Source organism: Cupriavidus sp. 09_S30 (genome assembly GCF_056930435.1).
In genome coordinates, this window is the sequence record NZ_JBXOWI010000002.1 from 871,176 (window position 1) to 887,327 (window position 16,152).

Sequence of the window (16,152 nt, forward strand, 5' to 3'; positions counted from 1 at the left end):
CTGTTACATCGATGTCGGTCTCCTCCGTCAACATGCGCTGCCCACGAGGCGTTTTTGCAGGTAACGCGCAAGCCGCGCGTGCCACCTGGAGTCTGACATGAAGAAGCTATTTGCGATCCTGTCCCTTGGCCTGTTCGCCGCTGGCGCCTTCGCGCAAGCGCCTGCCACGCCTGCTGCGCCTGCCGCACCCGCGGCGCCTGCTGCGTCGCCTGCACCTGAAAAGGCACCGGCACCGATGGAAAAGACGGAAAAGAGCACGCACAAGTCGAAGAGCAGCCACGCCAGCCACGCCAAGCACAGCAAGTCGACGGCGCCGGCCGACTCGAAGTCGTCGACCGACTCGACGACGCAAGAAAAGCCTATGCAATAAACCGCACGGCGTGCGATGACGGTAGACCAGGGCGCTCCTGGCGGGGCGCCCCATCTTGCTAGCGAGAGAACTCGATGCACCTGATATGGACCATCATCATTGGCTTTATCGCCGGCCTTGTAGCGCGAGCGATCACGCCAGGGCGCGGCCCGAGCGGCTTCTTTCTCACCGCCGCATTGGGCATCGGCGGCGCCCTTGCCGCCACCTTCATCGGGCAGGCGCTGCACTGGTACCGCCCAGGACAATCGGCCGGCTTCATCGGCGCAGTGGTCGGCGCGGTGATCCTGCTCGTTGTCTACCACCTCTTCCCCCGCAAAGACTGAGCAAGGAACGCACGATGGGATTGATGGATCTGCTACAGCAAGCGGCCGGCGCACTCGGCGCCGACGCAGGGCAGCAGTTTGAGCAAGTGGCGCGCGAAGCGGCGCCGGGCGTGCTGGGACAGGGGCTCGCCGAAGCCTTCCGTTCCGACCAGACCGCGCCTTTCTCTAACATGGTCGGCCAATTGTTCGGCCAGTCCAATGGTGCGCAGCAGGCCGGCATGCTCAATGAACTGCTGGCGATGGTGGGGCCTGCCGTGCTGGCGCAGGCCGCCGGCGGTGCCTTGGGCAGTGTGATGGCGCCGGGCGCCACCCAGGTCACGGCCGAGCAGGCCAGCCAGCTTACGCCGGAACAGGTGCAGGCCATCGCCGCGCATGCCGAGCAGGCGCACCCGGGCGTGGTCGAGCGGCTGGGGCATTTCTATGCCGAACACCCCACCCTGGTCAAGACGCTGGGCAGTGCCGTGCTGGCCATCGCGCTGGCCAGGCTCAAGGACGGGCAGCAAGGATAAAGCAAGACGGCCGGCAGCAAGCAGGCTGGCTGCTTTGTTCACAACGGTGCCCGGGGGCACCGTCTTTTTTTTGCAGAGCGCCAGGGCGTCAGGAGCCAGCGGCAGCCGGCGCCGCCTTGCGTCCTGCCATGTGATGCAGATAGGCCAGCAAGTCGCTCAGGTCAGAGTCGGACAGCGTCTTACCATCGATTGCCGACATGCGCGCGTTGGGCCACCAGCGCAGCGACTGCGGGTTGCGGATCAGCTTGGTCAGCTTCTCGTCGCCAAGATACTCGACGGGGCTGTACGGCAGGTTCAGGTCGGGACCGAGCTGCGCATCGCCGATCCGGTTGAGCGTGTGGCAGGAGAAGCAGACGCGCTGGAATGTCGCGAAGCCGCGCATGACCGGACCGTCGGACGGCAGGCCCGCTGCGGGCCGGATTGCCGCGAAGCGTTCGGCAGGCGAGGCGGCAATGTCGATGCGCACGATGTTGTACGTCCAGTGGCTTTCGTTCACCAAGGAAGCGGCGTGCGCCGACGGTACGGTCCAGATCAGGCGGAACGGCCCGATGTCCTGGCCCTTGAGCGTCGGCCACGGTGCGGCGGGATTCTCCACCGCCAGCCAGGCGCGTGGCGCGTCGGCGCCATCGGCCAGCAGCAGGCGCACCGGCAGGTGGGAGATATAGCCATCGCTGGCTGCCGTGGTCGCGCTCGCGTCGGTGGCCGCCGGCAGGCCGTGCAGCAGGGCCGTCATGGGGATCGCCTTGAACGTGAGGCGGCGCTTCAGATTGTCATCGTCCACCGTCACGTCGGTCAGGCGGCGGTCATGCAGCAAGCCATCCAGTGTCCAGCTGCGCTGCTGCGTGCCAGCGGTAATGGTCAGCGTCGCCGTGTCCGCGGCGCATGCCGGACCGGCCAGGAACGCCATCGCGCAGCCAAGCGCGCCGATGGCGCTTGCGATCCAGGCTCTCATGTGTCTCTCTCCAGAACAAAGGGGAAATGCGCGGCATTCCTGCCGCCAGGCAAGGTACTACGGTGATGCAGCAGTGGGCAGATGCACGCGGTTGCGCCGGCTCGTGCCCAGGGTCAGAAGACGCCAAGCGCAAGGCCCGCCGCCAATCCGGCGCCGAGCTCGGCGCAGCGCGCAAGATCCTCGGTGCCGATCTCCTTGGGGGCCAGAATGCGTTCCGGCGTCTGTGCGTGGGTGCAGACGATCAGGCCTGGTGCCACACTCTTGAGGCGCCAGCCGGTGGCGATGCGGTCGACCTGGCGCAGGGCATTCTGCCCGTCGCTGCCGGCGCAGATCATGGCCGCGTACGGACGGCCGTTCACGCGGTCGAGCGCCGCATAGTAGCAGCGATCGAAGAAGTCCTTCATCAGCCCGGACATCGCGGCCAGGTTCTCCGGCGTCGCGAACAGATAGCCATCGGCCGCCAGCACATCGTCCGGGCCGGTCTCGACCGCACGCTGCAGCTTGACCGCGATGCCGGGCTGCGCGCGTGCCCCGTCGGCTGCCGCTTCGGCCATCTGCTGTGTTCCTCCGGTCATCGTGTGATAGATGATCAGCAGCGTTTTCATTCTTTCCCGCTCGTTCTCCGCCCCATGCGCCGATTCGCCCGCCGATTCGCCATTCGCCAATCGGCAATATCCTGCGCAATGTAGCACGCCAGCGCCGCCACGATGTGTCCCGGAGACTGGCCCGCCCGCGTATCGACCGAGCACCCGTGCAGAAATAGAAAGAGCCATCATTGCTGATGGCTCAAGCGTTCCCCCGCATACGAAAAGACAGCCGCGTGGCCGCCGCCCACGCTTTTGGGGTGGGCTGGCGCGAACGCCACGGCGGGAATGGCTGCTGCGTGCATCACTGCATTATTCCTTGCCTCTGTCATCAGCCATCGGGTTGAAGGATACGGTTCGTGCGTTGCAGGCAGATTACACCGCACGGCAGCACGGGCGCCGCATTCCGCCCGCTGAAACCGTCTCGATTTTCTGCCCCGAATGTTCCTATACTTGAACGCCATGCAGCAGCGTCGATGTCACGAAACGGGAGAAGCGAGATGAAGACACAGTCACAGTCGGAACTCATCGCCAGTATTGCTGTAAAGACAAGTACCCCTGTCCGTGATGTGGAGGCCGCCTACGAGGCCGCATGCGAATCCTTGCGCAAGGAGGCCAGGTTCCAGGACTTTCTTCCCTTGCTGGCGGCCAAGCGCGTGGCCGAGCAGTTCAGGAAACCACACTAGCCGGCCGGGCCGCCTAGAACAGGAGGCCGAACAGTTGCTTGAGCAAGTCCTCCAGGGGCATCATGGTCAGGGCCAGCGGCACGATCGGAAGAAGCACAGCGGCAGCCAGCTGAACGACGGTGTCGCGGCTGATGGGCGCAAGGCGCATCGTCCGTATCACTTCAAAGCTGTTGGCCAGGTCGGCCAGCGACTGGATGTCACCGCTGCCCATCAATGGCTCATCGGCAGGCGCACCGCCGCGCAGCCATTTGGTGTCAAAGCCACGGACGTACTGCTCGGCCAGGGTGCCGTACTCATTCAGCCCCGTTCGCTTGGCCTGGGCAAGCTGTGGCGCGAATACCAGGAGCGGACCCAGGACGATGCTTAGCAGAAAGAGCGCCATCACGCCGATTTCCATCTTGAACGCAGGCAGCGCGGCGCCCAGGAAGAAGATGCGATTTGCGAGCTGCCCGGCCAGCATGGCGCCATGCGCGAGGAGAAGGACCGCAAAGGCGTGGGCCGTGTTCGCAAGGAAGCCGAGGCCACCGACACGATCCGGGTGAGTGGGAACGACGCTCAGATCGATGCGCGATAGTTGCCAGAGTAGCCGCGCCCAGATGAACAAGCGGAAGTACCAGCGTATCAGCAGGAACTGGAAAAGCGGAAGGCTGACATAGCCATACCAGACTCCGGCAAGGGTGAGGTGAGAGCCATCCGCGGTCGGCGTTGCATACCAGGTGGACGTCTGTAGCGCGGTGTAATGACGCCATACGATCAGCACACCGACCCCATAGACCAAGGCGATCAGCAGGACCTCGGCAAGCACCGAGTTGCGCAGGCGGATTGCCGACGTGATGGCGTCCAGGAAGCGGGTCATGGCGCCCTCAGGAATCAGCCCGCGATCGAGGAAGGCCCGCCCGATGCGGCGCAGCCGGCGGTGCACGACAAGCTCGGCAAGGATCAGAAGGGGAAGTACCACCAGAAAGCGTACGTGGACCTCCAGGTCCAGGAAGAACGGCACGGCAACGGTGTTCCCAAGCAAATGCCTCTCTGCCGCGCAGAGGACCAGCAGCGGCAGCCAGGCGAAGAGCGAGATGAAGAGGACGCGCTGGCGCACCAGCATGAGCGCATCGTCGGACAAGTGTGCGCGTCGCAGCAGCTGATAGAGCGGACCTCCCAAGACCAGCGAGAAGTTCTCCACGTTGCCCAGCACGTCTTCGGTGGACATGGACGTGCGTGCCATGTCGGAGGTGCCGCGTACTTCGGGGCCCCGGTCGCTATTGGTTGACATCTTGATTCTCCTGACCATTCGCCATCCATTCAGGAACGCGATGCCCGAGCCAGGGCGACTCAGACCATGGCCTGCGCCTTGCCCTGGGCGGCATTGGCTTCTGCCGCAAACGAGTCGATCGCGTCGGCCACCGAAATGCGGCGGTCGAAATAGCCGACCCGTTCCTCCAGTCCCTCTGCGCGCAGCACGTCCCTCGCCGATGCATGCGCCCCGACCAGGCGCAGCGCGATGCCCGCGGCGCCCAGCTCGGTGTGCAAGGTCGCCAGCATGCGCGCGCCGGCCAGGTCGACGGCGGGCGCGATCGAGAGATCGCAGACCACCAGCCGGACCGGCTCGGTGCTCGCGCGGATCTTCTGCCAGACGGCATTGCGCACGTGCTCGACGTTGAAGTAGAGCAGCGAGGCCTCGGTGCGGAAGGCCATGACATTCGGGATGGCTTCGTTGTCGGGGTTGCGCTCGATATCGGAGAAGATGCGCGTGCCCGGGATGCGGCCGAGGAAGGCGACATGCGGGTGGGCGGCGCGCCGGATCAGCAGCAGCATGGAGACCAGCACCGCCACGATCACACCCTTGAGGATGCCGAGCAGCAGCACGGCGGCGAATGCGACCATGGAGACCGCGAACTCGAAGCGGCTCACCCGCCAGACATGGCGCAGTTCGCGGATATTGATCAATCCCTTGACGGCAACCAGGACGATGGCCGCCAGCACGACGTTAGGCAGGTTGGCCAGCAGGCCGGTGAGGAACATCAGGCATAGCCCGATCGCGACCGAGGCGAACACCAGCGCGAGCGGCGTCCTGGCGCCAGCCTTGTCGTTCACGGATGACTGCGATAGGCCGCCGGCCACCGGGTAGGCCTGGAAGAACCCCGCTGCCAGGTTCGCGACACCCAGCCCCAGCAGTTCCTGGCGCGGATCGATCTCATAGCCGTGCGCCTGCGCCAGGGCACGCGCCGCGGAGACGCTTTCGACGTAAGACAGCAAGAGGCAGGCAAAGGCCAGGGGAATCACCCCGTCGACATCGCGCGGCCGCAGGCCTGGCAGCTGGAAGGCCGGCAAGCCCTGCGGCACCGCGCCCACCACCTTGATGCCGAGCTCGCGCAGCGGTGTCAGCGACAGCAGGACGATGGAGATCACCACCACGAGCAGCGCAACCGGGCGCCCCGGCAGCAACTTCTCTCCCAGCAGCAGCACGGCAAGGGCGACGAGGCCGAAGCCCAGCACGGCCAGGTTTGTCTGCGGGAGCTGGTTGGCAAGAATGACGATCCGCTCGAAGAAAAACTCGCCGCCACCTTTTACGCCGAACAGCTTGGGCAATTGGGTCAGGCCGATCGTCAGCGCCGCGCCGGCCTTGAAGCCGAGCAGGATCGTTTCGCTGATGAAGTTGACCAGCGAGCTCAGCCGCAGCAGCCACGCTAGCAGGCACATGATGGCGATCAGCAGGGCGGTCAGCGCGGCGATCGAAGCCCAGCGGAGCGGATCGCCATTGGCCATGTCGGCGACGGTGACCCCAACCAGCATCGAGATGGCCGAGGTAGGGCCGATGGCCAACTGGCGCGAAGTCCCGAACAAGGCATAGGCGACGCCCCCGACCAAGTAACAATAAATACCGTACTGCGGCGCCAGCCCGGCGAGGGAGGCGTAGGCGAGCGATACCGGTATGCCGTACGCGGCCAGCGTCACGCCGGCGATGGCGTCGTGCGCCAGCCACTGAGGCCGGTAGCCGGCTAGCCATTGGGCAGGGGGGAACACCGCGCGCCACCCACCTGCGGGGGCAGCACGCCCAGGCGCGTCGGTCTCGGAAGGGTCTTCGATCATGGCGTCTCCTGCCTCGGCAAGAGCCGGCCCTGCCAGGAACCGGCGCGGACACAATCATCGGTCTGACGCGCCGGGTACCCGCATGGCCCCCGCCCTTCGGCGACGCGATCAGCGGGGTGCGCAGCGGCTTGCGCCGGACGCCTGGCCAAGACCCGGTGATCAGGTTGGCAACCGGCGCCACGTCGCCATCGTCTCTTCGATCCCACCCCTCGAACAAGCATAGTGGGGCTTTGCTGCTGGAGCTTGATCCAGATCGAGATCAGAGGCGCTCGGGCCATTGGCGGCATGATTGGCAGCGTTGATCCGGAACGGAAACATGTGCTGCATGCGGCGCTCGATATCGGCGACGGGGCGGCGACGGGTCGACTGCCGCACACGCTGTCTCGGGCGGGACTGCCAGCGCGTCCGCGTGGCTGCCTTCATGCCGCCTCCCAGCTTCCTTCCGCCGCCTTGGCCTGTTTTGGTAGCATTCAGGGTTTTCCGCTATCCGGCGCCGCTGGCGATGCTGCTTGGCATCCAGTTTTCGCGGCGCCAGCGCAATGAATCCGGCACAGATCAAGACCTTCCTCGCCACAAGACTGCAGCGCCTGCGGCGTCCCACCCGCCGTGAGCTGGCCCTGGCCATCGGCGCCATGCCGGTGCTCTTCGTGCTCTACGTGCTGATCCTGATCCCGTTCACGCCGGGCATCAGCGACATCCGCAAGGCCAGGCTGGACCGGCCCGCGCAGATCCTGTCCGCCGACGGCAAGGAGCTGGCCGTATTCAAGTGGGCCAACCGGGAGTGGGTGCCGCTGGCCGATATCTCGCCCCAGGTGGTCAAGGCCTTGGTGGCGACCGAGGACCATCGCTTCTACCAGCACCACGGCCTGGATTGGCGGCGCATGGGCTCGGCCGCGCTGCGTACCTTCTCGGGCGACCGTCAGGGTGGCTCGACCATCACCCAGCAGCTGGCGCGCAATCTCTATCCGGACGAGATCGGGCGCGCGCCGACGCTGACGCGCAAGCTCAAGGAAGCGATCACCGCGCTGAAGATCGAGGCCCTGTACAGCAAGGACGAGATTCTCGAGACCTATCTCAATACGGTGCCCTTCCTGTACAACGCCTTCGGTATCGAAATGGCGGCGCGCACCTACTTCGGCAAGTCGGCGGACAAGCTCGACGTGCTGGAAAGCGCCACGCTGATCGGCATGCTCAAGGGCAACAGCTACTACAACCCGGTGATCAACCCGGAGCGCTCGCTGCAGCGGCGCAATACGGTGCTGGCGCAGATGGTCAAGCGCGACGTGCTGGCGCCGGCGAAGTACGAGCAGCTGAAGAAGCAGCCGCTGCGCGTCGACTTCGAGCGCCAGGAAGAGGAGCCCGGGCCCGCGCCGCATTTCGCGCAGCAGCTGCGCAAGTGGCTGATCGGCTGGGCCGATCGCAACGACTACAACATCTACACCGACGGGCTGGTGGTGCGCACCACCATCGACTCGCGCCTGCAGGCCTTCGCCAACCAGGCGGTGGCGCGGCAGACCCGGCAATTGCAGGGTATCGCCGATTCGGCCTGGGGCGCGCGTACCGGCTGGCGCGCCGACCAGGAGCTGGTGCGCGCCTTCGTACGCGAGACGCCACAGTTCCGGGCCGCGCGCGATGCGGGTGAAGCGGCGGACGCGGCGATGAAGCGCCTGCTGTCCGACCGCGAGTTCATGCAGGCGCTGCGCCAGCAGAAGACGATGGTGCAGGCCGGCTTCATGGCGATCGATCCGCGCGATGGCGCCATCCGGGCCTGGGTGGGCAGCCGCGATTTCACGCTGGATGCTTTCGATCATGTCCAGCAGGCGCGGCGCCAGCCGGGCTCCACCTTCAAGCCCTTCGTCTACGGTGCGGCCTTCGCGCAGGGCGCGCGGCCGGACGACACCTTCATCGACCAGGCCGTCTCCATTCCGATGCCAGGCGGCGAGGTCTGGAGCCCGAGCGATGACGCGCCGCCCAGTGGCCAGGCCATCACGCTGCGCGATGCGCTGGCCTATTCGCGCAACCGCATCACCGCGCAACTGATGCAGACCGTGGGGCCGGAGAAGGTAGCCAAGCTGGCGCGGGAGATGGGCGTGCGCCAGAGTCCGCTGGAGGCCGTGCCTTCGCTGGCGCTGGGCACCAGCCCGGTCAGCCTGAAAGAGATGGTGTCGGCCTATGCCACCATCGCCGATGGCGGCGAGTACATCGCACCGATGATGGTGACCCGCATCGAGGACGACAAGGGCGAGGTGCTGGCCGAGTTCAAGCCGGCCAAGCCCGAACGTGCGCTGTCCTTCGATGTCGCGCAGACCCTGCTGGACGTGATGCGCGGCGTCGTCGACCGCGGCACGGGCGCCAGCATCCGCAGCCGCTTCGGCATCCGCGCCGATGTGGCCGGCAAGACCGGCACCACGCAGGACAATGCCGACGGCTGGTTCATCCTGATGCACCCTGAGCTCGTGGCCGGCGCCTGGGTCGGCTTCAACGACAGCCGTGTGACGCTGCGCAGCGACTACTGGGGGCAGGGCGCGCACAGCGCACTGCCCATCGTCGGCGATGTCTTCCAGCGCTCGCTGCGCACGCGGCTGATCGATGCGCGCGTGCGCTTCCCCGAGGAGCAGGAGCCCGGCCTGTTCGCGTCCTGGTGGGCCAAGGCGCGCGACTGGCTCCGGCAGCGGTTTGCGCCGGCGCCGCCGCCTGCGCCGCCGGCACCGCGCGCGGCGCGTCCGGCCCGGCCCGCGCCGGCCGAGGCGGGCGCCGATGTGGCTAGTGAGGCGAGCGCAGCGCTTGCTGCATCTGCGGCATCCGCCGCCTTGCCCGTCGCGCGCTCCGCATCCGAAGCCGTGCCCGCTGAGCCCGCTCCAGACACGCCGGCTGCGGTCTCGGCCGCCGGCACTGCGGCGGGACAGCCCTCGGCGAATGGCGCAGGCGCGCAGCCACCGTCCCCCGCACCGTCGGCTGCAACGGGGACTGCCGCGGGGACGGCAACCCAGCCCGGCACCCCCGCGGCTCCGGCTTCCACCGAGGCAGCGCCACTCTGAGCGCGGCCTCCCGGCGGCTTGCGCATGGCCAGGAGGTCCCCGAGGTACCGATGAGGGAACCGGCAGCGGGCGGCGTGCCGTTCAGCCGCCGCGCGGCTTGCCTGAGACGTAGACGTGGAAGCGCTTGAGCTGCGCCTCGCTGTTGGCGATGTCGCGCACGCTCTCGTCGCCGCTGTGCTTGACCAGCATGGCGGCCAGGGTCTGCGCCACCGACAATGCCGGCACCACGGAGGGGAACAGCGAAGGCGTGGTGTTGGCGGCCAGGATCAGCGCGCCGGAACCGGCGGCGATCGGCGACACGGCGCTGTCGGTGATGGCCACCATCTGTGCGCCGCGTTCGCGGGCGAAGTCGACCGCTGTCACGGCGGTCTGCGCGTAGGGCGCGAAGCTGAATGCCACCAGTGCGTCTTCCGGCCCGATGCGCCGCAGTTCGTCGGCCAGCGTGCCGCCCACGCCGGACAGCAGCGTGACATTGTCCATGAACATGCCGCAGGCGTAGCTGAAGTAGTAGGCCACGGGGTACAGGCTGCGCAGCCCGAGCACGTAGATGCGGCGCGCGCCGGCCAGCGTGTCGTGTGCCGCCTTCAAGCCCGCGAGCGCCGGCGGACCCAGCGTCTGCGCCAGGTTGCGCATGTCGGAGTCGAGCATTTGCGCCAGCAGGCCGGCGTCGCTGTCGTCCTGCGGCTGGCTGCGCAAGGCAGTGGCGCGGCTGGAGAAGGTCGGTTCGCCTTCGGCCAGCCACAGCCGGTACGGTTCACGGAAGGCCTCATAGCTGTCGAAGCCGAGCTGGCGCGCCAGCCGCAGCATGACGCCGGACTGCAGGCCGGCGCTGGCGGCCACCGCGCGCATCGACTGCAGCGCGATGTCCTTCGGATGATCGATGGCATGGCGCGCGGCCTGCTGCAACTTGGGCGGGAGATCCGCGAACTGCTGTTCGATGCGCTTGTCGATGTCGGCCTTATCCATCCGGGCTCCGTGGCTGTGGCGCCGTATTATGGCCGATCGCGCCCGCCGCCGAGGCTCGCCACGGCCCGGTCGACGGCGCGCGCCAGCATGTCGGCCGCGGATGCCAGTTCGTCCGCGCTGCTCAGGTAGGGCGGGGCCAGCAGCACGTGGTCGCCGCGCTCGCCGTCGATGGTGCCACCGCCGGGGTAGCACAGCAGGCCGAGCTGCTGGGCCTCGGCCTTGACGCGCGCATGCAGCCGCGCCGCCGGCGCGAAGGGCACGCCGCTGGCGCGGTCCTGGGCCAGCTCCACGCTCCAGAACAGACCGCGCCCGCGCACGTCGGCCACGTGCGGATGGTCGGCAAAGCGCTGCGCCAGCAGCGTTCCCAGCGTGGCGCCCAGCGCGGCGGCGCGCGCCACCAGGCCATCGCGCTGCACGATGCGCTGCACCGCGAGCGCGGCGGCGCAGGCCACTGCGTGGCCGACGTAGGTGAAGCCGTGCTGGAAGGCGCCCGAGCCGGCGTGGATGGCATCGATCACGCGGTCGTGCGCCAGCACCGCGCCGATCGGCTGGTAGCCGCCGCCCAGGCCCTTGGCCAGGGTCAGGATGTCGGGCTGCACATCTTCCTGCTCGAAGGCGTGATAGCTGCCCGTCCGTCCCAGGCCGCACATCACCTCGTCCAGGATCAGCAGCACGCCGTGGCGATCGCATACCTGCCGGATCTTGCCGAAGTAGCCCGGCACGGCCGCCACCGTGCCCGCGGTGGCGCCCACCACCGTCTCGGCCACGAAGGCCGCCACCGTGTCGGGGCCCAGTTCCTGCAGCTTGGCCTCCAGCTCCGCGGCCAGGCGGTCGCCGTATTGCTCATCGGTTTCGCCGGCCTCGCGGTAGCGGAAGGGAAAGCAGGGTGACACATGGTGGCTCTCGATCAGCGTGGGCTGGTAGAGCGCGCGCCGCGCCATATTGCCGCCGATCGACAGCGCGGCCAGCGTGTTGCCGTGGTAGCTCTGCCGCCTGGCGATATAGCGGTAGCGCTGCGGCTGCCCGCGCTCCACGTGGTACTGGCGCGCGAGCTTCAATGCCGTCTCGACCGCCTCGGAGCCGCCCGAGACGAAGTAGACATTGCCCAGGCCGGGCGGGCTGAGCTCGGCCAGCAGCGCCGCCAGCGATTCCGCGGCCTCGGTGGTGAAGAAGCTGGTGTGGGCGTATTCCAGGCGATCCATCTGCTCGCGCACGGCGGCGCGGACTTCCGGATGGGCGTGGCCCAGGCAGGACACGGCCGCACCGCCCGATGCATCGAAGTAACGCTTGCCGTCGCCGTCGACGATATGGGCGCCGTCGCCGCTGGCGGCCAGCGGCAGGGTCGAGCGGGGATTGCGATGGATGATGTGCGTCATGGCTTGGTACCGTGTTGTGCCGCAATGCAGGCGGATCCGGGCAGCGGCTGGACCGATGGAAAGATCACATGATATATTTTGAGTATAAATAGATCAAATGATGCATCACCCGCCAACGTAGGTGCTGGATTGCAGGAGACCCTTGCCATGACGTTCTTGAATCGCTTGCGCCGCCGCGCGCTGTTGCTGACGATGCAGTCGGCGCTGCTGGCATCGATGGTTCCGCTAGTGTCGCCGGCGCACGCCGCCGCGCCGGCGGCCTGGCCCGACAAGCCGCTGCGCCTGGTGGTGCCGTTCGCCGCCGGCGGCACCACCGACCTGCTCGGCCGCCTGGTCGCGGAGGGGCTGCGCCAGGAACTGGGGCAGAGCGTGGTGGTGGTCAACAAGGCCGGCGCGGGCGGAAGCCTGGGCGCGGCCGAGGTGGCGCGCGCCACGCCGGACGGATACACCCTGCTGCTGGGCACGCCCGGCACCCAGGTGATCAATGCCTTCGTCTACAAGAACATCGGCTACGACGCGCAGAAGGACTTCGCGCCGGTGGCCTATCTGGCCCAGGTGCCCAATGTGGTGCTGACCAACCCCGGCACCGGCCTGAAGACCATGGCCGATCTGATGCGCGCGGCACGGGCCCGTCCCGGCGCACTGCACTGGGGAACGCCGGGTGTCGGCAGCTCCGGTCACCTCGCGCTGGAGCTAGTCAAGCGCATGGGCCGGGTCGAGATCGACCATGTTCCCTACAAGGGGACCAGCCAGGCCAACAGCGACCTGCTGGGCGGCCAGATCGAACTGTCGGTCGACAACCTGCCGACCGCGCTGCCGCTGATCAAGTCGGGGCAGTTGGTGGCGCTGGGCGTGACCAGCAAGGATGCCGTCCCGGCGGTGCCGAGCGTGGCGCCCATTGCTGCCACCTTGCCTGGCTTCGAGCTGACTTCGTGGTTTGTGCTGATGGCGCCGGCCGGCACACCGCAGCCGGTGGTAGCTATCCTCAATGGTGCCGTCGAGCGGGTCCTGCGCAATCCGCGCGTGCGCCAGCGGCTGGAGGAACTGGCGGCGCAGCCGATGGGTGGCCCGCCGGAGGCGCTGGCGCGCCACCTGCAGGCCGAGCGTGACAAGGTCCGGCAACTGATCGAAGGCGCCGGCATTCGTCCCGAGTAAAGCGCAAGGAGAGGCGACCATGCAAGGCAATATCAGGCGCCGCCTGGCCGTGGCCCGGTTCTGGTACGAGGGCAATGCCTTCTGCCCCATGCCCTGTACCCGAGATGACTTCGTCCGCCGCGAGTGGGCGGCGGGCGCAGCCGCGCTGGACGCTGCGCGCGGCACCGCCACCGAGCTTGGTGCGGTGGCGGCGTTCGTGCAGGCTCGTCAGGACTGGCAGGTGGTGACGCTGCGCTGTGCGTCCGCCTTGCCCGGCGGCCCCATCGACGATGCGGTGCATCGCGAGTTCACCGAGGAGGTGATTGCGGCGCTGCGCGCGCAAGGGCCGTGGGATGCCGTCTACCTCTCCCTGCACGGCGCGGCCATCACCGACCGGCGCGAGACGCCCGACCTGGATCTGGTGCAGGCCGTGCGCGAGGCATTGCCCTGCGTGCCGCTTGGCGCCAGCTTCGATCTGCACGCCAATCTCAGCCCGCGCCTGGGTCCGCTGCTCGACTACGCCAGCGGCTACAAGACCTATCCGCATGTGGACATGCGCGAGACGGCCGAGCGCGTGCTGCAGGGCCTGGTGGATATCGCCGAGGGTGGGCGCCGCACTCGCGTCAGCGTGGAAAAACCGGGTTTGCTGCTGCCGAGCTTCAATATGCGGACCGACGCCGGCCCCATGCGCAGCCTGCAGGACCTGGCCACGGCCCAGGCCGGCGCCGAAATTATCGAGGCCGCCGTGTTCGGCGGCTTTCCCTATGCCGACACGGCGGATACCGGCGCTTCGGTGCTGGTCGTGGGCGATGCGGCCGCGGATCCCGACGGCGCGGCGGCGCAGCGCGCATCGGCAGCCTTGCTGGCGGCGGTGCGTACGCACGCGTCCGCGTTCACCGTCAGCCTGCCGACTCCCGAGCAAGGGCTGGCGCAGGCGCTGGCCCTTGCCGAAGTCCGGCCCGGCCTGGTGGCCGTCACCGACCCCGGCGACAACCCGCTGTCAGGCGGGGCCTGCGATACGCCGGGCCTGTTCGCCGCCTTGCTGCACGCGCGGCCTGGCCTGCCCGCGCTGTTCGCCAGCTTTGCGGACCCGGATGCCGTGGCCCTCGCCTGCGCGGCGGGCATCGGCGGACAGTGTTCGCTGCGGCTGGGCGGTCGCCTGTCGCGCGCATTCGGCGAGCCCGTGGCGGTGCAGGCGCGCGTGGAACGCCTGACCGACGGCGTGTTCGACAACACCGGGCCGATGGAGACCGGCGTGCGCACGCGTTGCGGCCGCACGGCCCTGCTGTCGCTGCTGGACCAGCCGCGCATCCGGGTCATCATCACCGAGGCGGTGGCGCCCGCCAACGATCCGGCCTTCTTCGACCTGCACGGCATCGACCTGGCACGATTGCGCCTGCTTTGCGTGAAGGCCAAGAACCATTTCCGCGCGGCATTCCTGCCGCGCTGCGCCGCCATCATCGATGTCGACGCGCCGGGGCCTGCCTGTCTCGATCTGCGCCTGCTGCCGTTCCGGCGGATACAGGCGGCGTTGGCGCCTTGATGCGCCTGACGCACCCTGAGGCGCGGCGGCATGGCCACCGCACCCTGCCGCGCCGTCAGCCCGCGCGCGAGGCGCTTGCCGCCTGACCCCGCACGGCGGCGCGCGCGATGACCCAGCGGTCCAGCGTCCAGACCACCAGCAGGGTGGCGCCCATCATCGGAAACACCGCGCCCAGCAGGCCCAGGCCGATCATCCAGGCGCGCATGGGCGGTGCCGCGCGCGGCAGCGCCGGGGCGCCCAGCGTGCGCGTGGGCCTGCGCTTGAGCCACATGACCAGGCCGGTCACCGCCAGGCCCATCAGGCCCAGAGAGATGGCCGCGCAGGCAATCTGGTTGAGCAGGCCGAAATAGCGGCCCATGTGCAGCGAGGTGCCGTAGGAAATGGCCTTGGCCACCGGACCGTAGTCGCGGTAGCCGATGTCACGCAGCACCTTGCCGCTGTACTGGTCGATATGCAGCGTGCGTTCGCCGGTGGGATCTGCCGGGAAGAAGGAGGCGGTGAAGACGCCGGTGGGCGAGTTCGGCAGCACGAGCTGGTAGCCGGTGGTCAGGCCGCGCTCGGCCACGATGGCCACCACGCGGTCGAGGCCGAGCCTGGAGACGGGCGCCTGCGGTGCGCTGCCCTCGGGCACGTGCGTCATGCCGACCGCCCAGGGGACGGAGGCCAGCGGCAGGGCATCCATCTCGGCGGCCGGCGCGCTACGGTCTTCATGACCTTCATGACCTGCATGGTCTTCGTGCCCGGCAGGCGTGGCGTGTCCCTCGTGTGCGGCATGCCCGCCAGTGCTTTCGGCTCCGCCCGGCAGTACCGACTGCGGCGCTCCCTTCGCGCGCGGCGCGCCCAGATCCGCTGCCGTGGCCAGTGCCTTGAACTGCCGGCCCCATGAGGCCGTCCACGGCAGTCCCGACAGGACGAAGGCCACGGCGCCTGCCGCCAGCCAGGCGCCGATGAACAGGTGGACTTCCTTCCAGCGGCCACGCGCACCGGCGCCCTTGCCGAGGCGAAGCGCCGCCGCGCCGCGTTCGCGCCAGCGCGGCCACCACATGGCCAGGCCGGTGGCGATCATCACCAGCGTCCAGCAGGCGGCCAGTTCCATCAGACGCTCGCCCGTCTTGCCCAGCGCCAGGGCGCGATGCAGCAGGCGCACCTGCTTCATCAGCCGGCCTTCCACGCTGAGACTGCCGAGGTAGGCGCCGGAATAGGGGTTCAGGTAGACGCTTTCGCTCTGGCCGGAAGGCAGGCGGAAGACAAACTCGGCACTGGCGCCCGGCGCGGTGTTGACGGTGTAGGTGGTGGCCGTGGCGCCGGCGGGCGCGGCGGCGCGCGCGCGCTCGAGCAGCGCCTGTGCCGGCAGGCGGGTACCGCCGGCTTGCACGCGCAGCAGGCCGGGGTAGAGCAGCGGCTCGATCTGGGGCTGGAAGCAGTAGAGCGTGCCGGTCACGGCCAGCACGAGCAGGAAGGGCATCACGAACAGGCCGGCGTAGAAATGCCAGCGCCACAGCATGCGGTAGGACGCGGCTGCGGGCGAGCTCGTGGAGGACGGGGAGAGGTCTCGTGCCATGGTGGAAGGTCGCGGCGGGGCCG

The 16,152-nt window shown here is 68.4% G+C and carries 15 protein-coding genes; 7 read left to right on the forward strand and 8 right to left on the reverse strand.

The window, feature by feature from the left end; genetic code table 11:
- Window positions 1-97: 97 nt before the first annotated feature.
- The 3 genes from AC1Z3O_RS24060 (at window position 98) to AC1Z3O_RS24070 (ending at window position 1,202) form a co-directional block, all read left to right on the forward strand.
- On the forward strand, window positions 98-370 hold the full coding sequence (locus AC1Z3O_RS24060) for a hypothetical protein (RefSeq protein ID WP_483518372.1): 273 nt from the start codon (window positions 98-100) through the stop codon (window positions 368-370).
- Between the two features lie 74 nt (window positions 371-444).
- Complete coding sequence (locus AC1Z3O_RS24065; RefSeq protein WP_483518373.1) at window positions 445-693, forward strand: GlsB/YeaQ/YmgE family stress response membrane protein; 249 nt, start codon at window positions 445-447, stop codon at window positions 691-693.
- 14 nt (window positions 694-707) lie between these two features.
- The gene (locus AC1Z3O_RS24070; protein ID WP_483518374.1) at window positions 708-1,202 is read left to right on the forward strand and encodes a hypothetical protein; all 495 of its coding nucleotides are present in this window, start codon (window positions 708-710) and stop codon (window positions 1,200-1,202) included.
- A gap of 88 nt (window positions 1,203-1,290) precedes the next feature.
- Here the strand turns inward: AC1Z3O_RS24070 and AC1Z3O_RS24075 are convergent, their stop codons facing one another.
- Window positions 1,291-2,154: a c-type cytochrome gene (locus AC1Z3O_RS24075; protein WP_483518375.1), complete on the reverse strand. Its 864-nt coding sequence runs from the start codon at window positions 2,152-2,154 to the stop codon at window positions 1,291-1,293.
- A gap of 113 nt (window positions 2,155-2,267) precedes the next feature.
- Complete coding sequence (locus tag AC1Z3O_RS24080) at window positions 2,268-2,759, reverse strand: flavodoxin family protein (protein WP_483518376.1); 492 nt, start codon at window positions 2,757-2,759, stop codon at window positions 2,268-2,270.
- Window positions 2,760-3,238: 479 nt separating this feature from the next.
- Here AC1Z3O_RS24080 and AC1Z3O_RS24085 point away from each other — a divergent pair, with 479 nt between their 5' ends.
- Window positions 3,239-3,424 carry a DUF3562 domain-containing protein gene (locus AC1Z3O_RS24085; RefSeq protein ID WP_483518377.1) on the forward strand — a complete coding sequence of 62 codons (186 nt, stop codon included), beginning with the start codon at window positions 3,239-3,241 and terminating at the stop codon, window positions 3,422-3,424.
- A gap of 13 nt (window positions 3,425-3,437) precedes the next feature.
- On the opposite strand, the gene AC1Z3O_RS24090 is transcribed toward AC1Z3O_RS24085, so the two are convergent.
- The 3 genes from AC1Z3O_RS24090 to AC1Z3O_RS24100 all read right to left on the reverse strand — a co-directional run bounded on the left by AC1Z3O_RS24090 (window position 3,438) and on the right by AC1Z3O_RS24100 (window position 6,934).
- A complete protein-coding gene (locus AC1Z3O_RS24090; protein WP_483518378.1) occupies window positions 3,438-4,694 on the reverse strand; it encodes a hypothetical protein in 1,257 nt (418 codons plus the stop codon).
- Window positions 4,695-4,753: 59 nt separating this feature from the next.
- Window positions 4,754-6,511 (reverse strand): SulP family inorganic anion transporter, encoded by a 1,758-nt coding sequence (locus AC1Z3O_RS24095; protein ID WP_483518379.1) that lies wholly within the window; start codon window positions 6,509-6,511, stop codon window positions 4,754-4,756.
- Between the two features lie 159 nt (window positions 6,512-6,670).
- Entirely contained in the window at window positions 6,671-6,934 is a 264-nt protein-coding gene (locus tag AC1Z3O_RS24100) for a hypothetical protein (RefSeq protein ID WP_483518380.1), read from the reverse strand.
- Window positions 6,935-7,050: 116 nt separating this feature from the next.
- Here AC1Z3O_RS24100 and AC1Z3O_RS24105 point away from each other — a divergent pair, with 116 nt between their 5' ends.
- Window positions 7,051-9,549, forward strand: coding sequence for a penicillin-binding protein 1A (locus AC1Z3O_RS24105; RefSeq protein WP_483518381.1), 2,499 nt, complete (start codon window positions 7,051-7,053; stop codon window positions 9,547-9,549).
- Window positions 9,550-9,630: 81 nt separating this feature from the next.
- Here the strand turns inward: AC1Z3O_RS24105 and AC1Z3O_RS24110 are convergent, their stop codons facing one another.
- Both AC1Z3O_RS24110 and AC1Z3O_RS24115 read right to left on the reverse strand, forming a co-directional pair.
- On the reverse strand, window positions 9,631-10,515 hold the full coding sequence (locus tag AC1Z3O_RS24110; RefSeq protein WP_483518382.1) for a MurR/RpiR family transcriptional regulator: 885 nt from the start codon (window positions 10,513-10,515) through the stop codon (window positions 9,631-9,633).
- Window positions 10,516-10,541: 26 nt separating this feature from the next.
- Entirely contained in the window at window positions 10,542-11,891 is a 1,350-nt protein-coding gene (locus AC1Z3O_RS24115; protein WP_483518383.1) for an aspartate aminotransferase family protein, read from the reverse strand.
- A gap of 147 nt (window positions 11,892-12,038) precedes the next feature.
- On the opposite strand from AC1Z3O_RS24115, the gene AC1Z3O_RS24120 reads away from it, so the two are divergent.
- Together AC1Z3O_RS24120 and AC1Z3O_RS24125 are read left to right on the forward strand one after the other, a co-directional pair.
- Entirely contained in the window at window positions 12,039-13,046 is a 1,008-nt protein-coding gene (locus AC1Z3O_RS24120; RefSeq protein WP_483518384.1) for a Bug family tripartite tricarboxylate transporter substrate binding protein, read from the forward strand.
- 19 nt (window positions 13,047-13,065) lie between these two features.
- Window positions 13,066-14,568 (forward strand): M81 family metallopeptidase, encoded by a 1,503-nt coding sequence (locus AC1Z3O_RS24125; RefSeq protein ID WP_483518385.1) that lies wholly within the window; start codon window positions 13,066-13,068, stop codon window positions 14,566-14,568.
- A gap of 55 nt (window positions 14,569-14,623) precedes the next feature.
- Here AC1Z3O_RS24125 and AC1Z3O_RS24130 read toward each other — a convergent pair whose 3' ends face one another.
- On the reverse strand, window positions 14,624-16,129 hold the full coding sequence (locus AC1Z3O_RS24130) for a PepSY-associated TM helix domain-containing protein (protein ID WP_483518386.1): 1,506 nt from the start codon (window positions 16,127-16,129) through the stop codon (window positions 14,624-14,626).
- Window positions 16,130-16,152: the final 23 nt, after the last annotated feature.